This window comes from Flavobacterium sp. RHBU_24 (assembly GCF_046613695.1).
Taxonomy (GTDB): domain Bacteria; phylum Bacteroidota; class Bacteroidia; order Flavobacteriales; family Flavobacteriaceae; genus Flavobacterium.
Map to the genome: position 1 here is coordinate 41889 of NZ_JBKJHD010000016.1, position 21295 is coordinate 63183.

General features: G+C 44.1%; 15 protein-coding genes. 8 read left to right on the forward strand and 7 right to left on the reverse strand.

The window, feature by feature from the left end:
• The first annotated feature begins 37 nt into the window (after positions 1 to 37).
• The 3 genes from ACLI09_RS14370 (at position 38) to ACLI09_RS14380 (ending at position 5866) form a co-directional block, all read left to right on the forward strand.
• Complete coding sequence (locus ACLI09_RS14370; RefSeq protein ID WP_411420329.1) at positions 38 to 1900, forward strand: glycoside hydrolase family 2 protein; 1863 nt, start codon at positions 38 to 40, stop codon at positions 1898 to 1900.
• A 74-nt stretch (positions 1901 to 1974) separates the two neighbouring features.
• Positions 1975 to 3348 (forward strand): glycoside hydrolase family 27 protein, encoded by a 1374-nt coding sequence (locus tag ACLI09_RS14375; protein ID WP_411420330.1) that lies wholly within the window; start codon positions 1975 to 1977, stop codon positions 3346 to 3348.
• 1 nt (position 3349) lies between these two features.
• Complete coding sequence (locus ACLI09_RS14380; protein ID WP_411420331.1) at positions 3350 to 5866, forward strand: alpha-L-arabinofuranosidase C-terminal domain-containing protein; 2517 nt, start codon at positions 3350 to 3352, stop codon at positions 5864 to 5866.
• Between the two features lie 68 nt (positions 5867 to 5934).
• On the opposite strand, the gene ACLI09_RS14385 is transcribed toward ACLI09_RS14380, so the two are convergent.
• The 6 genes from ACLI09_RS14385 to tsaD form a co-directional block, all read right to left on the reverse strand.
• Positions 5935 to 7320 carry an MFS transporter gene (locus ACLI09_RS14385; RefSeq protein ID WP_411420332.1) on the reverse strand — a complete coding sequence of 462 codons (1386 nt, stop codon included), beginning with the start codon at positions 7318 to 7320 and terminating at the stop codon, positions 5935 to 5937.
• A gap of 40 nt (positions 7321 to 7360) precedes the next feature.
• Positions 7361 to 8017, reverse strand: a complete 657-nt coding sequence (locus tag ACLI09_RS14390; RefSeq protein ID WP_411420333.1) for a bifunctional 4-hydroxy-2-oxoglutarate aldolase/2-dehydro-3-deoxy-phosphogluconate aldolase — start codon at positions 8015 to 8017, stop codon at positions 7361 to 7363.
• 115 nt (positions 8018 to 8132) lie between these two features.
• Positions 8133 to 9146 (reverse strand): sugar kinase, encoded by a 1014-nt coding sequence (locus ACLI09_RS14395; protein ID WP_411420334.1) that lies wholly within the window; start codon positions 9144 to 9146, stop codon positions 8133 to 8135.
• A gap of 190 nt (positions 9147 to 9336) precedes the next feature.
• Positions 9337 to 10842, reverse strand: coding sequence for a tagaturonate reductase (locus tag ACLI09_RS14400; protein ID WP_411420335.1), 1506 nt, complete (start codon positions 10840 to 10842; stop codon positions 9337 to 9339).
• Positions 10843 to 10869: 27 nt separating this feature from the next.
• Entirely contained in the window at positions 10870 to 11574 is a 705-nt protein-coding gene (locus ACLI09_RS14405) for a 16S rRNA (uracil(1498)-N(3))-methyltransferase (RefSeq protein WP_411420336.1), read from the reverse strand.
• Positions 11574 to 12596 (reverse strand): tRNA (adenosine(37)-N6)-threonylcarbamoyltransferase complex transferase subunit TsaD, encoded by a 1023-nt coding sequence (tsaD, locus tag ACLI09_RS14410; RefSeq protein ID WP_411420337.1) that lies wholly within the window; start codon positions 12594 to 12596, stop codon positions 11574 to 11576. Before tsaD ends, ACLI09_RS14405 begins: the two co-directional genes overlap by 1 nt.
• A 94-nt stretch (positions 12597 to 12690) precedes the next feature.
• Here tsaD and ACLI09_RS14415 point away from each other — a divergent pair, with 94 nt between their 5' ends.
• The 5 genes from ACLI09_RS14415 to ACLI09_RS14435 all read left to right on the forward strand — a co-directional run bounded on the left by ACLI09_RS14415 (position 12691) and on the right by ACLI09_RS14435 (position 20824).
• Positions 12691 to 17223, forward strand: a complete 4533-nt coding sequence (locus ACLI09_RS14415) for a translocation/assembly module TamB domain-containing protein (protein ID WP_411420338.1) — start codon at positions 12691 to 12693, stop codon at positions 17221 to 17223.
• Positions 17224 to 17429: 206 nt separating this feature from the next.
• Positions 17430 to 18416 carry a 6-phosphofructokinase gene (gene pfkA, locus ACLI09_RS14420; RefSeq protein ID WP_411420339.1) on the forward strand — a complete coding sequence of 329 codons (987 nt, stop codon included), beginning with the start codon at positions 17430 to 17432 and terminating at the stop codon, positions 18414 to 18416.
• A gap of 42 nt (positions 18417 to 18458) precedes the next feature.
• Positions 18459 to 19460, forward strand: a complete 1002-nt coding sequence (gap, locus tag ACLI09_RS14425; protein ID WP_411420340.1) for a type I glyceraldehyde-3-phosphate dehydrogenase — start codon at positions 18459 to 18461, stop codon at positions 19458 to 19460.
• Positions 19461 to 19591: 131 nt separating this feature from the next.
• Complete coding sequence (locus tag ACLI09_RS14430; RefSeq protein WP_411420341.1) at positions 19592 to 20440, forward strand: N-acetylglucosamine kinase; 849 nt, start codon at positions 19592 to 19594, stop codon at positions 20438 to 20440.
• A 15-nt stretch (positions 20441 to 20455) separates the two neighbouring features.
• Complete coding sequence (locus tag ACLI09_RS14435; protein WP_411420342.1) at positions 20456 to 20824, forward strand: methylglyoxal synthase; 369 nt, start codon at positions 20456 to 20458, stop codon at positions 20822 to 20824.
• A gap of 71 nt (positions 20825 to 20895) precedes the next feature.
• Here ACLI09_RS14435 and ACLI09_RS14440 read toward each other — a convergent pair whose 3' ends face one another.
• A complete protein-coding gene (locus ACLI09_RS14440) occupies positions 20896 to 21273 on the reverse strand; it encodes a RidA family protein (protein WP_411420343.1) in 378 nt (125 codons plus the stop codon).
• Positions 21274 to 21295 lie beyond the last annotated feature (22 nt).

Here is a 21295-nt window from a genome sequence, read left to right on the forward strand (position 1 = left end):
AACCAAATTTCCAAAAATACATTCCAAGCTATAAACCATGAAGAACCTTATTTTAGCTGCCATTGCCTTTTTAGGCAGTCTCTTTTCCGCAAACGCCCAAAACGACCTTATAGTAAACACGGCCGGCCGTAAAACCGTATCGCTAAATGGTACCTGGCATTATATTATAGACCCCTATGATACCGGTTTTTATGATTACCGCTTTAAGGAGCGCCCTGAAAAAGATGCGGGTGCTTACTGGAATGACAGCCGCCCGAAAGATAAAACCCAGTGGGCCGAACACGGCTACGATGCCCCCTACAACATTAAGGTGCCGGGTGACTGGAACAGCCAGGACCGGGTGTTTTTGTACTATGAAGGTGCAGTGTGGTATCAGCGTGAGTTTGATGCCCCTGCCATAACTTCCGGTGAAGACGTGTACCTGTACTTTGGCGCGGCTAATTATGAAGCCCATGTATATCTTAACGGTAAAAAGCTGGGCATGCACAAAGGCGGTTTTACGGCGTTTAACTTTAAAATACCTAAAGAGCTGCTTAAAGATAAAGGCAACTTCCTGGTGGTGCGGGTAGACAACCGCCGCCATGCCGATGAGGTGCCTACCGTAAATACCGACTGGTGGAACTACGGCGGCCTTACCCGGGATGTAAAGCTGGTTATTGTACCAGGGCATTTTATTCAGCAATACGCACTGCAGCTCGACCCGAAACAGGATATAGCATTAGCCATAAAAAACAAAAAATATGCGCTAAACGGCTGGGCTAAAATTGCCAATGCAAACGGTGGTAAAGTAACGGTTGAAGTGCCGGAACTTAAGCTGAAAAAAGAATATGAAGTGAAGGGCGACAGCCTCGCGTTTAGCCTGGAAGCGAAAAGCATAAGCTTGTGGTCGCCGGAAAACCCTAAGCTGTACCAGGTAAAGTTGAGTTATGGTAACGAAACGGTGAGCGACAAAATAGGATTCCGCAAGATAGAAGTTGAAGGAAAAAAAATAGTGCTTAACGGCAAACAGGTTTTTCTCCGCGGCATCAGCATCCATGAGGAAATTCCGCAGGAGGCGCGCCGTGCAAACAGTAATAATGATGCAAGGCAGCTATTGGGATGGGCTAAGGAACTGAACTGTAATATGGTGCGCCTGGCACACTACCCCCACAACGAGAACATGGCCCGGGTTGCCGATTCATTAGGCCTTATGGTGTGGAGCGAAATACCGGTGTATTGGACGATAGACTTTGGCAACAAAGAAGTTTTGGCAAAAGCCAAAAAACAGCTCACTGAAATGATAGCACGCGACCGTAACCGTGCAAGCATCATTATATGGTCGGTTGGTAACGAAACACCTGTAAGCCCTGCGCGTAATGAATTTATGAGTGCATTGGCAAAAATGGCAAAGAAAATGGATAGTTCGCGCCTTATCTCGGCCGCACTTGAGGTAGGTTATAACGAGGGTATTAACCATGTAGACGACCCACTGGGGCAGTATACCGATATTGTAGCCCTTAACGAATACCTGGGCTGGTACCGTGGAATACCCTCTGACAGCCGCACCGCAAAATGGACGGTGGCTTATGATAAGCCGTTTTTTATCAGCGAGACGGGTGCAGGTGCAAAAGCAGGCTACCACGATGATAAGACCGCGCGTTTTAGCGAAGAATACCAGGAATGGTACTACCAGGAGCAGGTAAATATGTTTAAAACACGTTTCCCTGATAGTTTTAGCGGGTTATCGCCATGGATACTGGCAGACTTCCGCTCGCCTAAGCGCAGCAACCCTTATTATCAGGAGGGCTGGAACCGTAAGGGCCTTATTAGCAATAAAGGCGAGAAGAAAAAGGCGTTTTATGTATTGCAGGCCTATTATAAAGAAATAATGGAAAGGGAGAAAGCTGCAAATAATAAATAACAAATTCCAAATTCCAGACAACAAGTCTCAAATAACAAACTGCAATACATATATTATAATCAATATCACACACAATGAATTTAAATAAATCAATTGCACTTTTTGCCTGTACGGTGCTGTTAGCGGGATGTTCATCCGGTAAGGGCACTACTGGTAAAACGGCACCTAAAGATGATTTCAGGTCGTGGGCGCAAACACCGCCCATGGGTTGGAACAGTTGGGACTGTTACGGACCTACCGTAACAGAGGCTGAAGTAAAAGCTAATGCCGATTATATGGCGGCTAACCTTAAAAAACACGGTTGGGAATACATAGTTACCGATATCCGCTGGTTTGTAGAGAACGATAAGGCAGGGGGATATAACCAAACCGATGCCCGCTATGTTATAGACCAGTATGGCCGTTACCTGCCCGCTGTAAACCGTTTCCCTTCCGCTGCCGGTGGAAAAGGCTTTAAAGAGCTTGCGGATTACGTGCATAGCAAGGGCCTTAAATACGGCATACACATTATGCGGGGTATCCCAAAAAAAGCCGTTGACGGGAAAATGCCCATAATGGGCGCCAACGGCATTACCGCAGATATGATTTATACTACCGAGATGCAGTGCAAATGGCTTAAGGATAACTATACCATAGTGGCGGATAAACCCGGCGCGCAGGAGTATTATAACTCCATCATCAACCTGTATGCGTCATGGGGTGTAGACTTTATTAAGGTAGACGACCTTTCTGCACCGTATCACGAAGGCGAAATAAACCTTATCCGCAAAGCGATAGACAACTGTGGACGTAAGATAGTACTGAGCACCTCACCGGGTGAAACCCCTATTAGTGCCGCTGCCCACGTAAGCACCCATGCCAACATGTGGCGTATGGTAGACGACGTTTGGGATACCTGGCCGCACATAACCCACCTTATGGAGGTAAGCCAGAAATGGTACCCCTACATCGCGCCCGGTACCTGGCCCGATTGTGATATGATTCCCCTGGGGCGTATATCGGTACGCGGCGAGCGCGGTGAAGACCGTATGACCCGCCTGACAAAAGACGAGCAATATTTGCTGATGACGTTCTTTACCATATTTAAATCGCCACTGATGTTTGGTGGTGATATGCCGAGCAACGATGCCTTCACACTGTCTCTGCTTACTAACGACGAAGTACTTAAGATGCACAGGGAAAGCACCGGTGTAAAACAGCTGTTCCAAAAAGACGGTAAGGTGGCCGTTACCTCTAAAAACCCTAAAGACGGCAGTACCTACCTGGCGCTGTTTAACGTGTCTGATTCAGAAAAAGAGGTTTCGGTACCCTTAGCAGACCTTGGCCTATCCGGTACCGTGAAGGTTATGGATATTTGGACCGGATTGCCTAAAGCCGGAATACCGGGTACAGTAGCTGTAACACTTACCCCGCACAGTTCGGCTTTATACAAAATAAGCAGCAAATAATATGAAGCAGTTTTCTAAAATAGTGTTGCTGTTTATAGTGGCAATGGGTTTGGCATTACAATCTTTTGGCGTAAATCCAAAAGATAAAAGCCCGCATAAAGTATACCTGTTTGCCTATGCTACCGAAAAAGACAAAGGCCACAACGGGCTGCATTTTGCGTGGAGTAACGATAAGGTAAACTGGTTTGCCATAGGCCCGGAGCACGCTTTTTTAAAGTGCGACTATGGCCGCTGGGGCGGTGAAAAGCGTATGCTGCAGCCCTTTTTGTTTAAAGACGATGCCGGGTTGTACCATTGCCTGTGGAGTGTAAACGAAACGGATAATGTTTTAGCCCACGCCGCCAGCCCTGACCTTGTAAGCTGGAACCGCCAAACATATGTGCCCGTAATGAAAGAGGGTAACGTAGAAAAACTCAGCGTAAGCGCTAAAGGCGGTAGATACCATATACACTGGATAAGCAAGGATAAACCCTATGGCAACAGTACAATTGATTTTAAAAATTATTCCGCCACAGTTTCCAGTGCTCAAGCGCCGTTAAGTACAGAAATATTGTTGAACGGTGGAAAGCAGGCAGGGAGTATTACCGAAGTAGACTATACCTTGGTAGAAAACCTTATAAAAACTGCACAAGCTGTAAAGTATAAGAACACACACAACAAAACATCACCGGAAAGCGATGCGAAGTTATTTGCCGGCCTGAAGCCGCTACAGGCTAAGATTACGATAGACGCTAAGAAAAGTAAAAAGATAAGCAACCTGCTTACCGGTGTTTTCTTTGAAGACATTAACTACGCTGCCGACGGTGGGCTCTACGCTGAACTGGTTCAAAACCGTGACTTTGAATATAACACAGGCGACAAAACCGGTAATGATGCCACCTGGAACCACACCACCGCCTGGACAGGCGTTTTTACACTTGACAGCCTTAACAGCATCCACACGAATAATAAACACTATGCAGTGGTTAAAAATGGCGCTATTGCTAACACCGGTTTTGATGGCATAGCCGTTAAGGCAGGCGAGAAGTATGACTTTTCTGTATTTGCTAAAGGCGCGAAGTTTACGGTTAAAATAAAAGATGCTTCGGGTGCTGTTTTGGCGGAAGCCAGTATCAAACCGGGCACAGACTGGAAGAAATATGCGGCAGTATTAAAGCCAAATAAAACGGTTGTAGATGCCACACTCGAGATAAGCACTACAGGCGAAACCGCTGTGGATATGGTATCGCTGTTTCCGCAAAAAACATACAAAGGGCATAAGAACGGCCTCCGTGCCGACCTTGCCGAAAGCGTGGCCAACCTGCGCCCCAGGTTTATGCGTTTCCCCGGTGGGTGTGTGGCGCACGGCGACGGCATTGAAAATATTTACCGATGGAAGAATACTATAGGCCCGCTTGAGAGCCGAAAAGGCATGCGTAACCTGTGGGGCTATCACCAGAGTATGGGGCTGGGGTATTTTGAATATTTTCAGTACTGCGAAGACATGGGAGCCGAACCGGTTCCGGTATTGGCTGCGGGCGTACCCTGCCAAAATTCGGGTACAGGCGGTGCCGGACAGCAGTTTGGCATCCCGATGGAACACATGGACGAGTATGTACAGGATGTGCTTGACCTTATAGAGTATGCAAACGGCAGCGCTACATCAGCCTGGGGTAAGAAGAGGGCAGAGGCGGGACACCCAAAGCCATTTAACCTTAAATACATTGGCATAGGTAACGAAGACCTGATAACCGACGTATTTGAAGAACGCTATACGATGATTGTAAACGCGGTGCGTAAAAAGTACCCTGATATTACGGTTATAGGTACCGTGGGGCCATTTTTTGAAGGGGCAGACTATCGTGAAGGCTGGGCCATTGCCGATAAACTGAATATTCCGATGATAGATGAGCATTACTATGAGCAGCCGGGCTGGTTCATCAACAACCAGAATTTTTATGACAGTTATGACAGGTCGAAATCAAAAGTGTACCTGGGCGAATATGCCTCATGGGGCAGCACCATGTATAACGCTTTGGCCGAGGCCCTGTACCTTACCAGCCTTGAGCGCAATGGGGATGTAGTGAGCATGGCAAGCTACGCACCGCTGCTTGCGCGCGAAAAGCACACCCAGTGGAACCCCGACCTTATTTATTTTAACGGCAGCGAGGTAAAGCCTACTGTTAACTATTACGTGCAGCAGTTGTATGGTAGCAATCCCGGCGATGCGTACCTGCAAAGCTTTGTAACGCTTTCTGACAACAGCGAGGCGAACAAACGCTTTGGGGTTTCGGCAGTAACCGATGCTGCTACGGGCGACCTTATCATTAAGCTGGCGAATGTACTACCGGTAAGTATTACGCCGGAATTGGAACTTAAAGATATTGCCCCTGTAGGTGCCGCTACTTATACGTTATTTACCGAAAAGCCCGACAGTAAGACAGGGAAACCAAATGTAACTACATTATCGGCAAAGGAGGCATTAGTTAAAGAACTGCCGCCATATTCATTTACGGTGATACGGTTTAAAACTAAATAAATACAATAATTTATAAAAGTAAAAGGGCAGCTCACATCGGGCTGCCCTTTTTGTTTCAATTTAAAATACTATAAATCAGTAATCTGCTTATAGGTAGGTACTAAAGATTTCATTCCAAGCCAGGCGATTATATACGCCAATCCGCAGAAAGCAAACATTATGGTATACCCGGTTTCTATATGTCCTAACGCTTTATAATGGTCAAACAACGCCCCGCCGGTTTTAGTAACTATTACGCCACCAATACCCCCGGCCATGCCACCGATTCCTATTACGCTGCCTATAGCTTTTTTAGGGAACATATCGCTCACAGTGGTAAAGATGTTAGCGCTCCATGCCTGGTGCGCGCTGGCACCAATACCTATAAGCACAACGGGTATCCAAAAGGAGGATTCACCAAGCGGCTGGGCAAGTAGTACAAGAAGAGGGAAAAGTGCTATAATAAACATTGCGCGCATACGCCCGTCATACGGAGAGTAGCCTTTATTTATGTAATACATAGGGAACCAGCCACCGCCTATGCTGCCAAACATCGTCATGGTGTAAAGTACCGTAAGCGGTAATTGTATCTCGATAGATTTCATTCCGTATTGCGCGTCAAGGTATTTTGGCAGCCAGAATAGGAAAAACCACCACACACCATCGGTCATGAATTTACCAAATACAAATGCCCAGGTTTGTCTGTAGCTCAGTAGTTTGAACCACGGCACCTTTACAGTTGCTGCTTCATGCTTGGGTACCACAGGGTCTTCAACGTTGTTTATATCGTAGTTAATATATTCAAATTCAGCGGCAGAAAGCCATTTTTGTTTTTCAGGCTTTTCATAAAAAATAAACCAAAAAAACAGCCATAAAAAGCCTGCCGCGCCTACTAAAATAAAGGCCATTCCCCACCCCCAGAGTTCTGCAATAATTGGCACACTAATAGGGGCTAGTATAGCACCTACGTTAGCGCCGGAGTTGAAGATGCCGGTAGCAAGCGCACGTTCTTTTTTCGGGAAATATTCGGCTGTGGCCTTAATAGCGGCCGGAAAATTACCTGCTTCGCCAAAGCCCAGTACTGCACGGCTTATCATAAACCCCACCACTGACGGTACTGCGATAATGCCTACAGCTGCTAGAATACCTGATGCCGCTTCGCCTACCGCTACTGATTCCGCATGCAGGATTGCACCCAAACTCCAGATAACAATGGCAATGGCATATCCCCATTTGGTACCCAGCCTGTCGATAATCCTCCCGGCAAACAACATAGACAACGCGTATATAAACTGGAATACTGCTGTAATATTTGCATAATCGGTCTCACTCCAGTGAAATTCTTCTGACAGCTTTGGTGCTAAAAGGCTGAGGACCTGCCTGTCGAGATAATTTATAGTGGTGGCTACAAAAAGGAGGGAACATATCGTCCATCGGTATCTTCCTATAGATTTTGTAGTAAGCGTTTCATTCATGAGATAAAGTTTTGTATGAGGTTATGTCAAAAGTGGGTTATCAGCCCCTTAACGATTGTATGGTTTCAATTACTTTTTTAGTATTGGTTTCTAATGTTTCGTAGTTCCTATAGTCCATTAGCTCTTTAGTTATCAACTGGCTGCCCATACCTACGGCACATACCCCTGCCTTAAGCCAGCCGCTTATGCTCTCTGCGTTTGGCTCTACGCCGCCTGTAGGCATAAACAGCAGGTTAGGGAACACGCTCTTTATACTGCCCATAAACTCAGGCCCCAGGATGTTGCCGGGAAACAGCTTTATAAACTCTATACCACTATTTTCGGCGGCTATAATTTCAGTTGGTGTCATGCAGCCTGGTGCATAGAGGATGTTATTTGGTACTGCATATTCGGCAATTTCCAGCACAAAGCCCGGGCTGATAAGGTAATCGGCACCGGCGCCAATGTATTTTTCGGCATCAGGCCTGTTCTTTACCGTGCCGATGCCCAGGTACATATCGGGCATTTCGCTGTTGCGGATGTTTACCATGGCGGTAAAGTTTGCAAAGGCTTCAGCGCCGCGGTTAGTATATTCTACCGCGCGTATGCCTGCCTTGTAAAGCGCGCGCAATATGTTGATGCTTACCGTTTCATCCGCATTAAAGTACAAAGGCAACACCCCCTGTGCTATAATAGCGTCTATAATTTTATTTTTCATCAGTTGTATTTTTATTTTATTTGGACCTAAATCGATTTCGAAATTCGGCCAGGGTGTACCTGCGATTTTGTTATTTTCTATAGCACACTGAATACCGAATTCTTAATACTGACGGCTATCTTTTCAGCCTTCCGCTTACATTACCTTTAGCCACTTCCTGTATCTCTGCAAAGCCTGCCAGGTTTACATCGCCAGCTATGGTGTGCTTTATGGCGCAGGCGGCGTTAGCAAACGCTATGGCTTCCGCATCATCCATGCCGGTTTGCAGACCGTAGATTAGCCCCGCCGCGTAGGCATCTCCCGTACCTATCCGGTCTACCACATCGGTTATCTCAATTTCGGCAGTGCTGAGGTAGGTGGTGCCATCCCATGCCTGGGCATATATCTTCTGGTGGGTGGCACTAAGGCCGGTACGCACCTTGTCGTAAACTTTTGTAATGTTGGGATAGTTCTCCATCAGCCTCTTTGCCGCGGCAATAAAACCTTCTTCACAAAACGGAAATTCAGTACCTAATATCTCGTTTACCTCATTTACGCCGCCTATAAAAACAGTGCTTAAGCCTACAAGTTCTGCCAGTACCTCATGCCCGTTGCGCCCGTACTGCCACAGGTTACTGCGGTAGGCGGGGTCGGTTGTTATGGTTATGCCTTTAGCGAGGGCAAGCGCTAATCCTGCTTTAAGGGTTTGGTACGCACCTTCGCTTATGGCAGGTGAAATACCTGTCCAATGAAAATGTGATACGCCATCCAGTACCGCTTCCCAGTCTACCTGATCCGGGCCTATATTAGCAAACGACCCATGCAGGCGGTTGTAGGTTATCTGGCTGGCACGCAGGCCGCTGCCTACTTCCATAAAATACAGCCCCAGTGGGTGCTTTACTTTATTGATGTGCGATGTGGTAATGCCATAACCGTTCATGCAGGCAATGGCTGCCTCGCCTACAAAATCGTTGCTCACGTTGCCTACGTGCTTTACAGGAAGGCCCAGCTGTGCCAGTGATGCCGCTACGTTCATCTCGGTACCCCCAAAATAAAACTCCAGTTCGCGGCTTTGCTTCATCTTATTTACCCCCGGCGGTGAAAGGCGCATTATTACCTCGCCAAACGTTACTATACTGCCTTTTGACATGTTTATATTGTTATTGTTCAAAATTTTTCCGGTTGCAACAAGATATTCCGTGTTTATTGCCTTGTAAATCCAAAAGGTGACTAAAGTATTTAATATTTTCAAACCATGAAAGAAATACTTACAATAATAGCGGTTGCTTAACCTGAAAGGACTTTGTGATACCTGATATTTTGAGCCAGATTAAGTTGGTTTATTTCACGGCTTCTTCAAGTGCGGCAACAGTGCTAAGAGCGCCGTTTGCAATAATACTCTCAAGCTGTGTTTGTACTGCATCAAGAAAGCCCGGCAGTTTAGTGAGGTCAGTGCCCCAAAGCGATTTATCTTTCAAAACTGCCCCAGGTACTGTCGCGGCATCATTGTTTTGCCACACCTCATAAAAATAGTGGGCACTGTCATCTTTAATTTCATAGGCTATCCCATCGCGTTTACCAAAATATTTAGGACCGTTTTTTTCAGATTTCATGTACAGTAAATAGGCTGCAAATCCGGTAGCCATATATACAGGTACTTCATCAGTCAGTTCGTAGTGGCGTTGCAACAGTGGTACGTTGCGCATTTTCATCTTAGAAGTGTATTGTACGGTAATGCTTAGCCACTGGTGGTTGATGAACGGGTTGCTAAAACGTTCAAACGTGTTTTTTGCAAAGTTTTCTTTTACAGCTTCATCAATTTCATACGGAATGGCATCGCTTATCTGTTTCATAAGCTGTTTTGTGAAACTGCTGTAATGTTGATCATTTACCGCTTGCCTTGTAAGGTCGAAACCACATAAAAAGGCAAGGCCGCAGTTAAAGGTATGCGTACCGTTAAGTATACGCAGTTTCAGTTCTTTATATAAAGTGATATCAGGCTCTATTTTAATCGCGTCGTCAACTTTATAAAAAGAGAGTACTTCTTTAACTTTTTCATCGCCTTCAATCGCCCAAAGGCAAAAAGGCTCGCTCATGGTGAGCAATGCATCGGTATAGCCCAATGCAGTTTCAATTTCATCAAGGTCGCTACCCGAAGGCCTGCCCGGCACAATGCGGTCTACTAATGAGTTGCAGAACCTGTTGTGGTTTGTTACCCAATTTATAAAATCGGAGCTTAAATTATTGAATTGCGCCAGTTGCAGTACTATTTCTTTCAGTTTATCGCCGTTATCGGTAATCAGTTCGGTAGGTACTATTACCAGGCCGCTATTTGCATTGCCGTTAAATTCCTGGTAGCGCTCGTATAAAAAGGCAAGCAGCTTTCCGGGAAACGATTCCGGCACACCATCCAGTATGTTTTCTTCTACTAACTGAATACCAACTTCGGTAGTATTTGAAAACACAATTTTCATCTCAGCATTATGGGCGCATTTCAGTATCGCCTGCCAGTCGGCTTTTGCGGTTAGCACCCGGCTCACTGACGCGTTTATGATGTCGGTTTTTACTTCGTTGCCCTCGGCAATACCGCGCACACATACTGTATAAAGGCTGTTTTGTTCATCAAAATCAACACTGCTGCCATCGGTAGATTTTACAATTACCACACGGCCGTTAAAAATCCCCTGCTTATTGGCCTTATCTATAAAATAATCGGGCAGGCCACGCAGCAGCACACCGGTGCCGAACTGCAATACTTTCTCGGGTAAATCAAATAGTTTTTCATCCGGAATATCAAGCCCCGGCTTTGCGGCAATGTTCTTTAGGTTGTTTTTTGATAGCTGCATCTTTATTTTTTATTGGTATAATGCGAATTATTCATTTACAAAAGCCACGCTGTGGGCTGCCACAATAGCGGCGGTTTCAGTACGCAGGCGGGTATTGCCTAACGACACCGGTATGTAGCCCAATCCCACTGCCTGGCCGATTTCTTTATTAGAGAAGTCGCCTTCAGGGCCTATAAGCAGGGTAACGTCCTCTTTAGGTCGTAACTCGGCCTTAAGGAGTTTTTTATCAGTCTCCTCACAATGGGCTATAAAAAGCAGCCCCTTGCGCTGCTCTTGCACGAAAACAACGTAGGGCACGGGCTCGTGCAATAACGGCATATGGTATTGCAGCGACTGCTTCATGGCGCTTTGTATGATTTTCTCAAAACGCTCGCCTTTAAAAAAGCTGCGCTCACTGTGTTCGCAAATTATAGGGGTAATTTCTGTAATGCCTATTTCCACGGCTTTTTCAAGAAACCATTCATAGCGCTCGTTCATTTTGGTAGGCGCTACGGCAAGGTGCAGGCGATAGGGCATGGGGGGGTAAAAATGCTCGCCGGTAATGCGTACTTCGCATTTTTTTTCGTTGGCAAAAGCCACTTCGCCGGTAAACAGGTAGCCCTTACCGTTAGTTATATGCACAATATCTCCCTCCTTTTTGCGGAGCACTTTAATAATGTGGCGGCTTTCTTCTTTATCAAAAAAGAAAGTGGCGCTGGCGGGCGTAATATCTGGGGTATAAAATAACTGCATTATAGTGCTATACGGGCTTTACTGGTTGTGGCAGCATCATTAAACTGCTCCTCAAGAAATTTCTGGTAACCTACTATACCTATCATTGCTGCATTGTCGGTGGTATATTCAAATTTTGGCACAAAGGTTTTCCAGTCATATTTTTTTTCGGCTTCCTTAAGCGCGTTTCGAATACCGCTGTTTGCCGATACCCCGCCGCCTATTGCTACCTGCTTAATGCCGGTTTCCTTTACCGCCATCTTTAGCTTGTCCATCAATATGTTTATAATGGTATACTGTATCGATGCGCAAATGTCGTGCATATTATTTTTTATAAAATCAGGATCGGCAGCAACATTCTTTTGCACAAAATACAATATCTGGGTCTTTAGCCCGCTAAAGCTAAAATTAAGCCCAGGTACCTGAGGCTTTGTAAACGGGTACGCCTTCGGGTTACCGGTTTGCGCATATTTGTCTACAAGGGGTCCCCCGGGATAGGGCAGGCCCAGTATCTTGGCACTTTTATCGTAGGCTTCGCCTACCGCGTCATCAGTGGTTTCACCTATAACTTCCATATCAAAATGGCTGTTTACGCGCACTATCTGGGTATGGCCGCCACTTATTGTCATTGCAAGAAACGGAAAAGTAGGTGTATCAAAACCGTCTTCGTGTATAAAGTGGGCGAGTATGTGCGCCTGCATGTGGTTTACGGCAATTAGCGGCACATTAAGTGCCAGGGCTAATGATTTTGCAAATGAGCTGCCCACAAGCAGGCTGCCCATAAGGCCCGGCCCCTGTGTAAAAGCTACCGCGTTAAGCTGGCTTTTTTGTATGCCCGCTTTCGTTAAGGCTACATCTACAACGGGCACTATATTTTGCTGGTGGGCACGGCTGGCCAGTTCAGGTACTACGCCGCCGTATAGCTCATGAACCTGCTGGCGGGCGACAACATTGCTCAGTACTTTATCGTTTACAAGTACGGCAGCGGCAGTATCGTCGCACGAACTTTCTATTGCTAATATGTATATGGGCTTTTCAGCCATAAAAGGCACAGATTTTGAGTTTATAAAAAACGGTTAAAGGAATTTAACGCTGTGTAAAAATCCCTACATTTGCCACTAATGGCACAATTACATTTTGGAAGACAAAGTTACGACAAATAGCGGTTTCAAAAAATTTAAAAAAATACTTCTCCGCACCATAATGTGGTTGGTGGTGTTTTTACTGTTTTTAGCCATTTCGTTGCAACTTCCGTTTGTACAAACCTGGCTGGCGCATTATGCCACAGGTAAGGTTAATAAAAGTTATGGTACCCATATTTATGTTGATAAAGTAGCGATATCCGTTTTTGGCGGCGTTAAGCTAAAGGGTATCCTGATTATGGACCACCATAATGATACCCTCATCAGTGCCAAAACCGTACATACCAATATACTTAGCTTTAGTAATTTAGGAAAAAATAAATTCCAGTTTGGCACCCTTGATGCCCATGCGCTTAATTTTCACATGAAAACCTATAAGGGCGAGAACCTAAGCAATTTTGATACCTTTATAAAAGCTTTTGATAACGGCAAGCCGGGTGATGGCTCTTTTCGCCTGACGGCAGGTGATATTTATGTTGCCGGCGGACGCTTTAGGCTTACTAATGAAAACGCCGTAACCCACAAGGTGCTCGATTTTAAAAAACTGAGCGGCCATGTTAAGGAATTTTTGATACACGGGCCTGAAATTACTGCCCAAATACGCAAATTAAGCCTGCTCGACCACCGTGGGCTTTTTGTAGAGAACCTTACCGCGGGCTTTAGCTATACAAAAACGCATATAATACTTAAAGAAGCCGCGATAAAAACATCAGAGTCTGAGCTTACCGGTACCATGAGCCTGGCGTATACCAAGGAGCACATGAAAGACTTTGTAAATCGTGTGCCCGTTGATTTTAATATAAAGCGCGCTTCTGTAAGCAGTAATGAGCTTAACCTGTTTTTTCCTGAATTCGGCAAAAACCAAAAGTATTATTTATCTACCAGGCTTACCGGCCCGCTTAACAACTTTGTGCTGCACGACCTTAAGTTGCTTGATGATAAGGGAAGCGAAATAATAGGCACGGTAAATTTCCGTCACTTGTTTGATAAAAAGGGCCCGGGTTTTTATATGGATGCTAATTTTAGCCGCGTAAGCTCCCAATACAGTAACCTTCGCGGTATTATGCCGCGTATTTTAGGTAAAAGTCTGCCACAGGTTTTAGAAAAATTCGGTAAGATAGACCTTGTAGGCCATGTAGTACTTACCAAGCAGGACCTTACTACCCAAATGTATGTAATGAGCGAACTTGGCGAAGCACAGGCCGATATTGCTATTAAAGGCTATAACCTCCCTGATGAGGCTGTTTATAAAGGCAGTATTGACCTTAATGGTTTTAACCTTGGTGCTGTTACTAATATAAAGGACATGGGCCTTGCAACCCTTCATGCTGACGTAGACGGCAAAGGCTTCCGCAAAGAGTCGCTTAATACTATTGTAAAAGGCAATGTAACCGGCTTTGCCTTTAACGGCTATAACTACAAGAACATTACCATAGACGGGCGCCTGCGCTGGCCTTACTTTAATGGTCACCTTAACAGTAACGACCCTAACCTGCTCATGAGTTTTGATGGCCTGGTAGACATGAGCCAGCGTATAAATAATTATGACTTTCATGCCCAGATAGATTATGCTGATCTTGCCGTTCTAAAGCTTATGAAAAGTGATACCCTTTCTATTTTTAAGGGCGATATGTTGTTTGAGGCATCTGGTAATAATATAAACGATATAGCGGGTACCCTCCAAATTTCGAGGTTATCTTACCAGAACAGCCGCGACAGCTACTTTTTTGAAGACTTTTTTGTATCCTCGTCTTTTGATGAAAATAATGAACGTACCATAGCCATCAATTCTCAGGATATTATTGAAGGAAGGGTTACCGGTAAGTTTGATATAAACCAGGTGCCTAAAATTTTCCAGAATGGCCTGGGCAGCCTGTATACTAACTATACCCCTTATAAAATTAAAAAAGGCCAGTACCTTGATTATGATTTTACCATATACAACAAAATTGTAGGTATCATTTTCCCTGATATTTCGGTAAGTAAAGATACGCGTCTGCACGGGAGGGTAAAAGGCGATACTAACGAATTTGTACTGGCGTTTAATTCGCCTAACATTGAGGCGGCAGGCAACACTTTTGATAATATTAAAATTGACGTTAATAATAAAAACCCACTTTACAATACTTATATAAGCGTGGACAGCATGCGGGTAAAAAATTACAAGGTTTCAGATTTTAGCCTCCTTAATATTACCCAACACGATACGCTCTATGTGCGTACCGAATTTAAAGGCGGTAATAAGGGGGCTGATTTTTATAACCTCGACCTGTACCATACTATAGATAAGGATAAAAATTCGGTTGTAGGGTTTAAGAAATCAGAGGTTAACTTTAAAAACTTTATGTGGTACATTAATGAGGCAAATGCCCATGACAATAAGGTAGTGTTTGACAAAAAACTTAGAAACTTTACGCTTGATAATATTAGCATGTCCCATAACGACCAGCGGGTACAGCTTAATGGCGACATAAAGGGAAATAATTATAAAGACCTTCACCTGTCTTTTGATGATGTAGACCTTAGCAAGGTTACCCCGTCACTGGATAGCCTAAACTTTGGCGGAAGGCTTAATGGCGAGGTAAGCCTTAAACAAAGCAGGGATGTGTACCAGCCGGCATCATCGCTTACAATCGATTCGCTTCAGCTAAATGAATATGTTTTGGGCGATATGAAACTTGATGTAATGGGAGACAGGACGTTCAGGAAATTCGACCTCAATACTACTATAAGCCGTGATGGCTCTGAAACTTTTAATACAGCGGGGCAGATAAATATTGCAAACGGGCAGACTAACCTTTCGCTTGATACTAAGCTTACTAATTTTGATATTAGCCCGCTACAGGTATTCCTTCAAAAAGTATTCCCTGAAATAAGGGGCTATGCATCGGGTAGGGCGGCCATAGTGGGTACGGTGAAGAACCCTGAGATAGACGGGCGCCTTTACATAAAAAAAGGGGGTGTAAAAGTAGGCTACCTGAATACAGGCTATAATTTTGAGGAAAACGCTACGGTAGATATTACCGAAAGCAGCATATACTTCAGGAATATAGAGCTTACAGATTCCAAAATGGGCACAAAGGGAATGTTTATGGGCGAAGTGCGGCACGAAATGTTTAAAAACTGGAACCTAGACCTTAACCTGGAATCACAAAAGATACTGGTGCTTGATACACAGGAAACTGATGATGCCCTGTACTATGGTACTGCTTACATAAAAGGCAACGCCAGTATTAAAGGGCCTACAAATGCCCTTGTTATTAATGTTGATGCAACCTCTGCCGAAGGTACTTACCTGCGAATACCGGTAAGCAACCTGGGCAATACAAGTACCACAACTGCTGCCTTCATACATTTTTTAAGCCCTAAGGAAAAAGAGGATAAAGAAAAAGGCATAACAGCAAAAACTAACAGCAAGGTGTATAAGGGCCTTGAAATGGAGTTCAACCTTACAGTAACACCGGATGCAAAAATTGAGGTTATTATAGATAAGAATACCGGCCACAGCCTCTCATCCACAGGGAATGGATTTTTGCTGCTGCAAATTAATACGTTAGGAAAGTTTAATATGTTTGGCGATTACCAGGTGGTAACAGGCGATTACTTTTTTCGCTATGGTGGTGTAATAGATAAAAAGTTTATTGTAAAACCTGGCGGCACTATAAACTGGGAAGGCGACCCTACGCGGGCAAGGCTAAACCTGGAAGCAGTTTATAAAACTACGGCTAACCCGTCGGTACTCCTTGAGGCACCCACATCAAGCCGCAATATAAATACAGAGGTGGTAATATCGTTACAGGGGAGCCTGCTAAATCCCGACCCGGATTTTACCATCAACTTCCCGGGTATAAGCTCTGTACTTAAGAGCGATCTTGACTACAGGCTCAGCGACATGGATACACGCCAAACCCAGGCACTGGCGCTTTTGGCCTCGGGGGGCTTTATAAGCCCTACCAATGCAAACTCGGCAGTATATGGAAGCTTATTTGAGCGGGCAAACAGTATTTTTAACGATTTGCTTTCAGATGGCAACAATAATATTAATATAGGTATCAATTATGTGCAGCCCACACGCAATCCTTATGTAGACACTAATTCGCAAATAGGCTTAACGCTTTCATCGCAAATTAACGACAAGGTTACAATAAACGGACAGCTTGGGGTGCCTGTGGGCGGTGTAAATCAAAGTGCCATAGTGGGCAATATTGAGGTGAAGTTGCGCATTAATGAGGACGGGACTTTGAACGCCCGTGTGTTTAACCGTGAAAATGATATAAACTTTTTAGGGGAAGGCATTGGCTATACACAGGGTGTGGGAATGACATATGAAGTAGATTTTGATACCTTTAAAGAGTTGCTTCGCAAAATATTTAAAAACGCGCAAACAAAAGTTGAAGAAAATACGACAAATCCCAATGAAATTCCGGATAGCGAAATAGCTCCCGAATTTATCAAATTTACCGAGAGCAGGAACCGTAAAAAAAATACAGATGACAAACCTGCTACGCCAATTCCCGAGACAGAATAATAATCAATAAGGATTCATAAATTTAATTATACAAAAAAAAGGATGCTTTTTTTTGTCGAATAATTACTTTTTGAGCATATTTTAACAAGTCCTTCACAAAAACTTATTAACGAAAACGATTGAAAATCTGCAAAAAAAATAATATATCGTAAATTGAAATGGCGAATTTGTAATAATTTATTAATTTTACAATCAAATACTGAAAAATGTCACTTAATCTGAAAAAAATAGGTGTCCTTACCTCGGGCGGAGATTCTCCGGGTATGAACGCCGCAATCAGGGCCGTGGTTCGTTCGTGCGCCTATTACAATATAGAATGCAGCGGTATTTACCGTGGATACCAGGGAATGATTGAGGGAGATTTTAAAGAAATGGGCCCCCGTAGTGTAAATAACATTGTAAACAAAGGAGGCACTATTTTAAAATCGGCACGCTCAAAAGAATTTATGACGCCTGAAGGCCGCAAAAAAGCTTATGATAACCTTGTTAAAGAAGGTATAGACGCGTTGGTAGTTATAGGTGGTAACGGCAGCTTTACAGGTGGCCTTATCTTTAACGCAGAATATGGCTTTCCCGTTATAGGCATACCCGGCACAATAGATAATGATATTTTCGGAACCAGCTTTACATTGGGTTATGATACCGCCCTTAACACGGTGGTAGAAGTTATTGATAAGATACGGGATACCGCAAGCTCTCACAACAGGTTGTTCTTTGTAGAGGTTATGGGACGTGATGCCGGGCATATAGCGCTTAACGCCGGTATAGGCGCGGGAGCTGAAGAGATACTTATCCCGGAAGAAGATATGGGCCTTGACAGGCTTGTAGAATCACTTAAAAAAAGTAAGGCTTCGGGTAAATTATCCAGCATTGTAGTCATTGCCGAAGGCGATAAAACCGGAAAAAGCGCATTTGAGCTTAAAGATTATTTTGACCAGAACATGCCTGAATATGATGTGCGTGTGTCGATTCTTGGCCACATGCAAAGAGGTGGCTCACCCTCATGTTTTGACAGGGTGCTGGCCAGCAGGCTGGGCGTAAAAGCGGTTGAGGTGCTGCTTGAAGGAAAATCTAATTTTATGGTAGGCCTTATTAAAGACGAAATAGTACTTACACCTTTAGAACTTGCTGTTAAAGGTAAATCGCAGATAGACCAGGAATTGATAAAAGTATCTGACATAGTATCTATATAAACTAACAGACTATTAATATAACAACAAAAAACAATTAAAAGAATGGCAACAGTTAAATTAGGAATTAATGGTTTTGGCAGGATTGGCCGTATCGTTTTCCGTGAAACCTATAACAGGGACAATGTTGAGGTAGTGGCTATTAACGACCTGCTTGATGTAGATCACCTGGCTTACCTTTTAAAATATGATTCAGTACACGGCCGTTTTGCAGGCGAGGTTGAAGTTAAAGACAACCAGCTGTATGTAAATGGTAAACACATAAGGGTTACTGCCGAGAAAGACCCTAAAAACCTTAAATGGGATGAAGTAGGTGTAGATGTAGTAGCAGAGTCTACCGGTATATTTACTACTATTGAAACCGCTTCACAACATATTACCGGTGGTGCTAAAAAAGTTATCATCTCTGCTCCGTCGGCCGATGCGCCTATGTTTGTAATGGGTGTTAACCATGAAACGGCTACTGCTGCAGATACTGTAGTATCTAACGCTTCATGTACTACAAACTGCCTTGCGCCGCTAGCCAAAGTAATCAATGATAACTTCGGTATAGTTGAAGGCTTAATGACCACTGTTCACGCCACAACATCTACTCAAATGACTGCCGATGGGCCATCAAGGAAAGACTGGAGAGGCGGGCGTGCTGCCAGCATAAACATCATCCCTTCATCTACAGGTGCTGCTAAAGCGGTAGGTAAAGTTATACCGGAGCTTAACGGCAAACTAACAGGTATGTCGTTCCGTGTGCCTACGGTAGACGTTTCTGTGGTAGACCTTACTGTTAAGGTAGCTAAAGAAACTTCTTATGAAGAAATTATGGCTGTACTTAAATCAGCTTCAGAAAATGAGCTTAAAGGTATACTTGGCTTTACTGAAGATGACGTAGTATCTCAGGATTTTATATCAGACAAACGCACCAGTATCATAGATGCTAAAGCAGGTATAGGCCTTAACTCTACTTTCTTTAAACTGGTTTCATGGTATGATAATGAGTACGGCTACTCAAGCAAGCTTATCGACCTTTCGGTGCATATTGCATCACTATAATAATTCATTATATTTCCCGCTTTTTAACAAAAAGGCGGGATTTTATTTTTTATAAGTAAAGACTTAACCCAGGCTTTATTTTAATACAACCCAAACTTAACCCATAACTCACCTAAACTAAAACTAACATTATGAAATTATTAGTGGATAGTGGCGCTACCAAGGCCGACTGGATTGCGCTTGATGACGAAGGAAACAGGCTGTTTACAACCCAAACGCTAGGCCTGAGCCCCGAAGTTATCAATAAAGAAGAAGCCCTTGAGCGTCTGGAGGCACGTTTTGACATTTTTAATAACCGTAAAGACGTAACTAACCTGTATTTTTATGGTGCCGGCTGCGGTACCGACAGGATGAAGACCTACATGAGCAATGTATTTAAGGAGTTTTTTCCTAACGCAGATGTAAGCGTGAAAGAAGATACTTATGCCGCGGCTTATGCTACTAACCCCTCTAATGAAAAAGCCATTATCTGTATTTTAGGCACCGGCTCTAACTGTAGTTATTTTGATGGTGAGGAGCTGATACAAAAAGTACAGTCGCTGGGTTACATTGCTATGGACGACTGTAGCGGTAACCGCTTTGGCCGTGAACTCGTTCGTGCATATTACTTTAACAAGATGCCGAAACACCTTTCGGATAAATTTGCTGCTGAGTATAACCTGGAACCCGATGTAATTAAACATAACCTGTATAAAGAGCCTAACCCTAACGCGTACCTGGCTACTTTTGCTAAATTCCTTATCCAGAACAAGGAAGACGAGTTTATTAAGAAGATAATTGTAGACCAAATGCAGATATTCGTAGAGAACTACATATTGCAGTTTGAAGATGCACATGAGGTGCCGGTTCACTTTGTAGGCTCTATAGCGTTTTATCTTAAAACTGAACTTGCCGAAGTGCTTGCTGCAAACGGGCTAAAAACAGGTAATATACTTAGAAGGCCTATAGACGGACTTATAGAGTATCACGAACTTAACTAAAACACCACCATATTCATGGAGATTGCCATAATAGCCCACGACGGGATGAAAGATAAAATGGTAACATTTCTTGCCGCACATAAAGATATCCTTATAAAAGAGGATGTAAAACTTATTGCTACCGGTACCACCGGGAGCAGGGCCGAGGAAGGCGGTTTTACGGTACGCAAGATGCTTTCTGGCCCACTGGGCGGCGATGCGCAGATAGCAGGCAGGGTAGCCGAAGGAAAAACCGCATTGGTTATTTTCTTTAAAGACCCGCTTAGCAGCCATGCCCATGATGCTGACATTAATATGCTGATACGGGTTTGCGACGTGCATAATGTACCCATCGCTACCAACCCCGCTTCGGCAGAGTTATTTTTGAAGGCGATAGCAATATAGATAGCCCTTCTAAAAAGACAAAACGGATAGCATTTGCTATCCGTTTTGTCTTTTTATAGTAGTTAACCTTTTTACAGCACTGCTATCATCGAAATCTCTACGTTTACATCTTTTGGCAGCCTCGCTACCTGTACCGTTTCGCGGGCAGGGGCAGTTTCCTCATTTATATAGCTGCCATATACACCGTTTATCTTTACAAAATCATCCATATTGCTTATAAATATCGATGTTTTTACTACGTGCTCAAACGTAGCGCCACCGGCCTCAAGCACCGCTTTAAGGTTTTCCATAACCTGTTTTGTCTCTGCTTCAATATCGCTGCTTATCAGTTCCCCTGTTGCTGTAAGCGGTATCTGCCCTGAGGTATAGATGGTATTTCCTATAAGTATTGCCTGGCTGTATGGACCTATGGGTGCGGGTGCTTTGTCTGTAAAAATAATTTTTTTCATGGTGTAATGCATTTAGAATTTG

Excerpts from the sequence above, each read along its gene's own strand:
- ACLI09_RS14370 (WP_411420329.1), top strand. The coding sequence starts at position 38 with ATGAAGAACCTTATTTTAGCTGCCATTGCCTTTTTAGGCAGTCTCTTT.
- ACLI09_RS14375 (WP_411420330.1), top strand. The coding sequence starts at position 1,975 with ATGAATTTAAATAAATCAATTGCACTTTTTGCCTGTACGGTGCTGTTA.
- ACLI09_RS14380 (WP_411420331.1), top strand. The coding sequence starts at position 3,350 with ATGAAGCAGTTTTCTAAAATAGTGTTGCTGTTTATAGTGGCAATGGGT.
- ACLI09_RS14385 (WP_411420332.1), bottom strand. The coding sequence starts at position 7,320 with ATGAATGAAACGCTTACTACAAAATCTATAGGAAGATACCGATGGACG.
- ACLI09_RS14390 (WP_411420333.1), bottom strand. The coding sequence starts at position 8,017 with ATGAAAAATAAAATTATAGACGCTATTATAGCACAGGGGGTGTTGCCT.
- ACLI09_RS14395 (WP_411420334.1), bottom strand. The coding sequence starts at position 9,146 with ATGTCAAAAGGCAGTATAGTAACGTTTGGCGAGGTAATAATGCGCCTT.
- ACLI09_RS14400 (WP_411420335.1), bottom strand. The coding sequence starts at position 10,842 with ATGCAGCTATCAAAAAACAACCTAAAGAACATTGCCGCAAAGCCGGGG.
- ACLI09_RS14405 (WP_411420336.1), bottom strand. The coding sequence starts at position 11,574 with ATGCAGTTATTTTATACCCCAGATATTACGCCCGCCAGCGCCACTTTC.
- tsaD (WP_411420337.1), bottom strand. The coding sequence starts at position 12,596 with ATGGCTGAAAAGCCCATATACATATTAGCAATAGAAAGTTCGTGCGAC.
- pfkA (WP_411420339.1), top strand. The coding sequence starts at position 17,430 with ATGTCACTTAATCTGAAAAAAATAGGTGTCCTTACCTCGGGCGGAGAT.
- gap (WP_411420340.1), top strand. The coding sequence starts at position 18,459 with ATGGCAACAGTTAAATTAGGAATTAATGGTTTTGGCAGGATTGGCCGT.
- ACLI09_RS14430 (WP_411420341.1), top strand. The coding sequence starts at position 19,592 with ATGAAATTATTAGTGGATAGTGGCGCTACCAAGGCCGACTGGATTGCG.
- ACLI09_RS14435 (WP_411420342.1), top strand. The coding sequence starts at position 20,456 with ATGGAGATTGCCATAATAGCCCACGACGGGATGAAAGATAAAATGGTA.
- ACLI09_RS14440 (WP_411420343.1), bottom strand. The coding sequence starts at position 21,273 with ATGAAAAAAATTATTTTTACAGACAAAGCACCCGCACCCATAGGTCCA.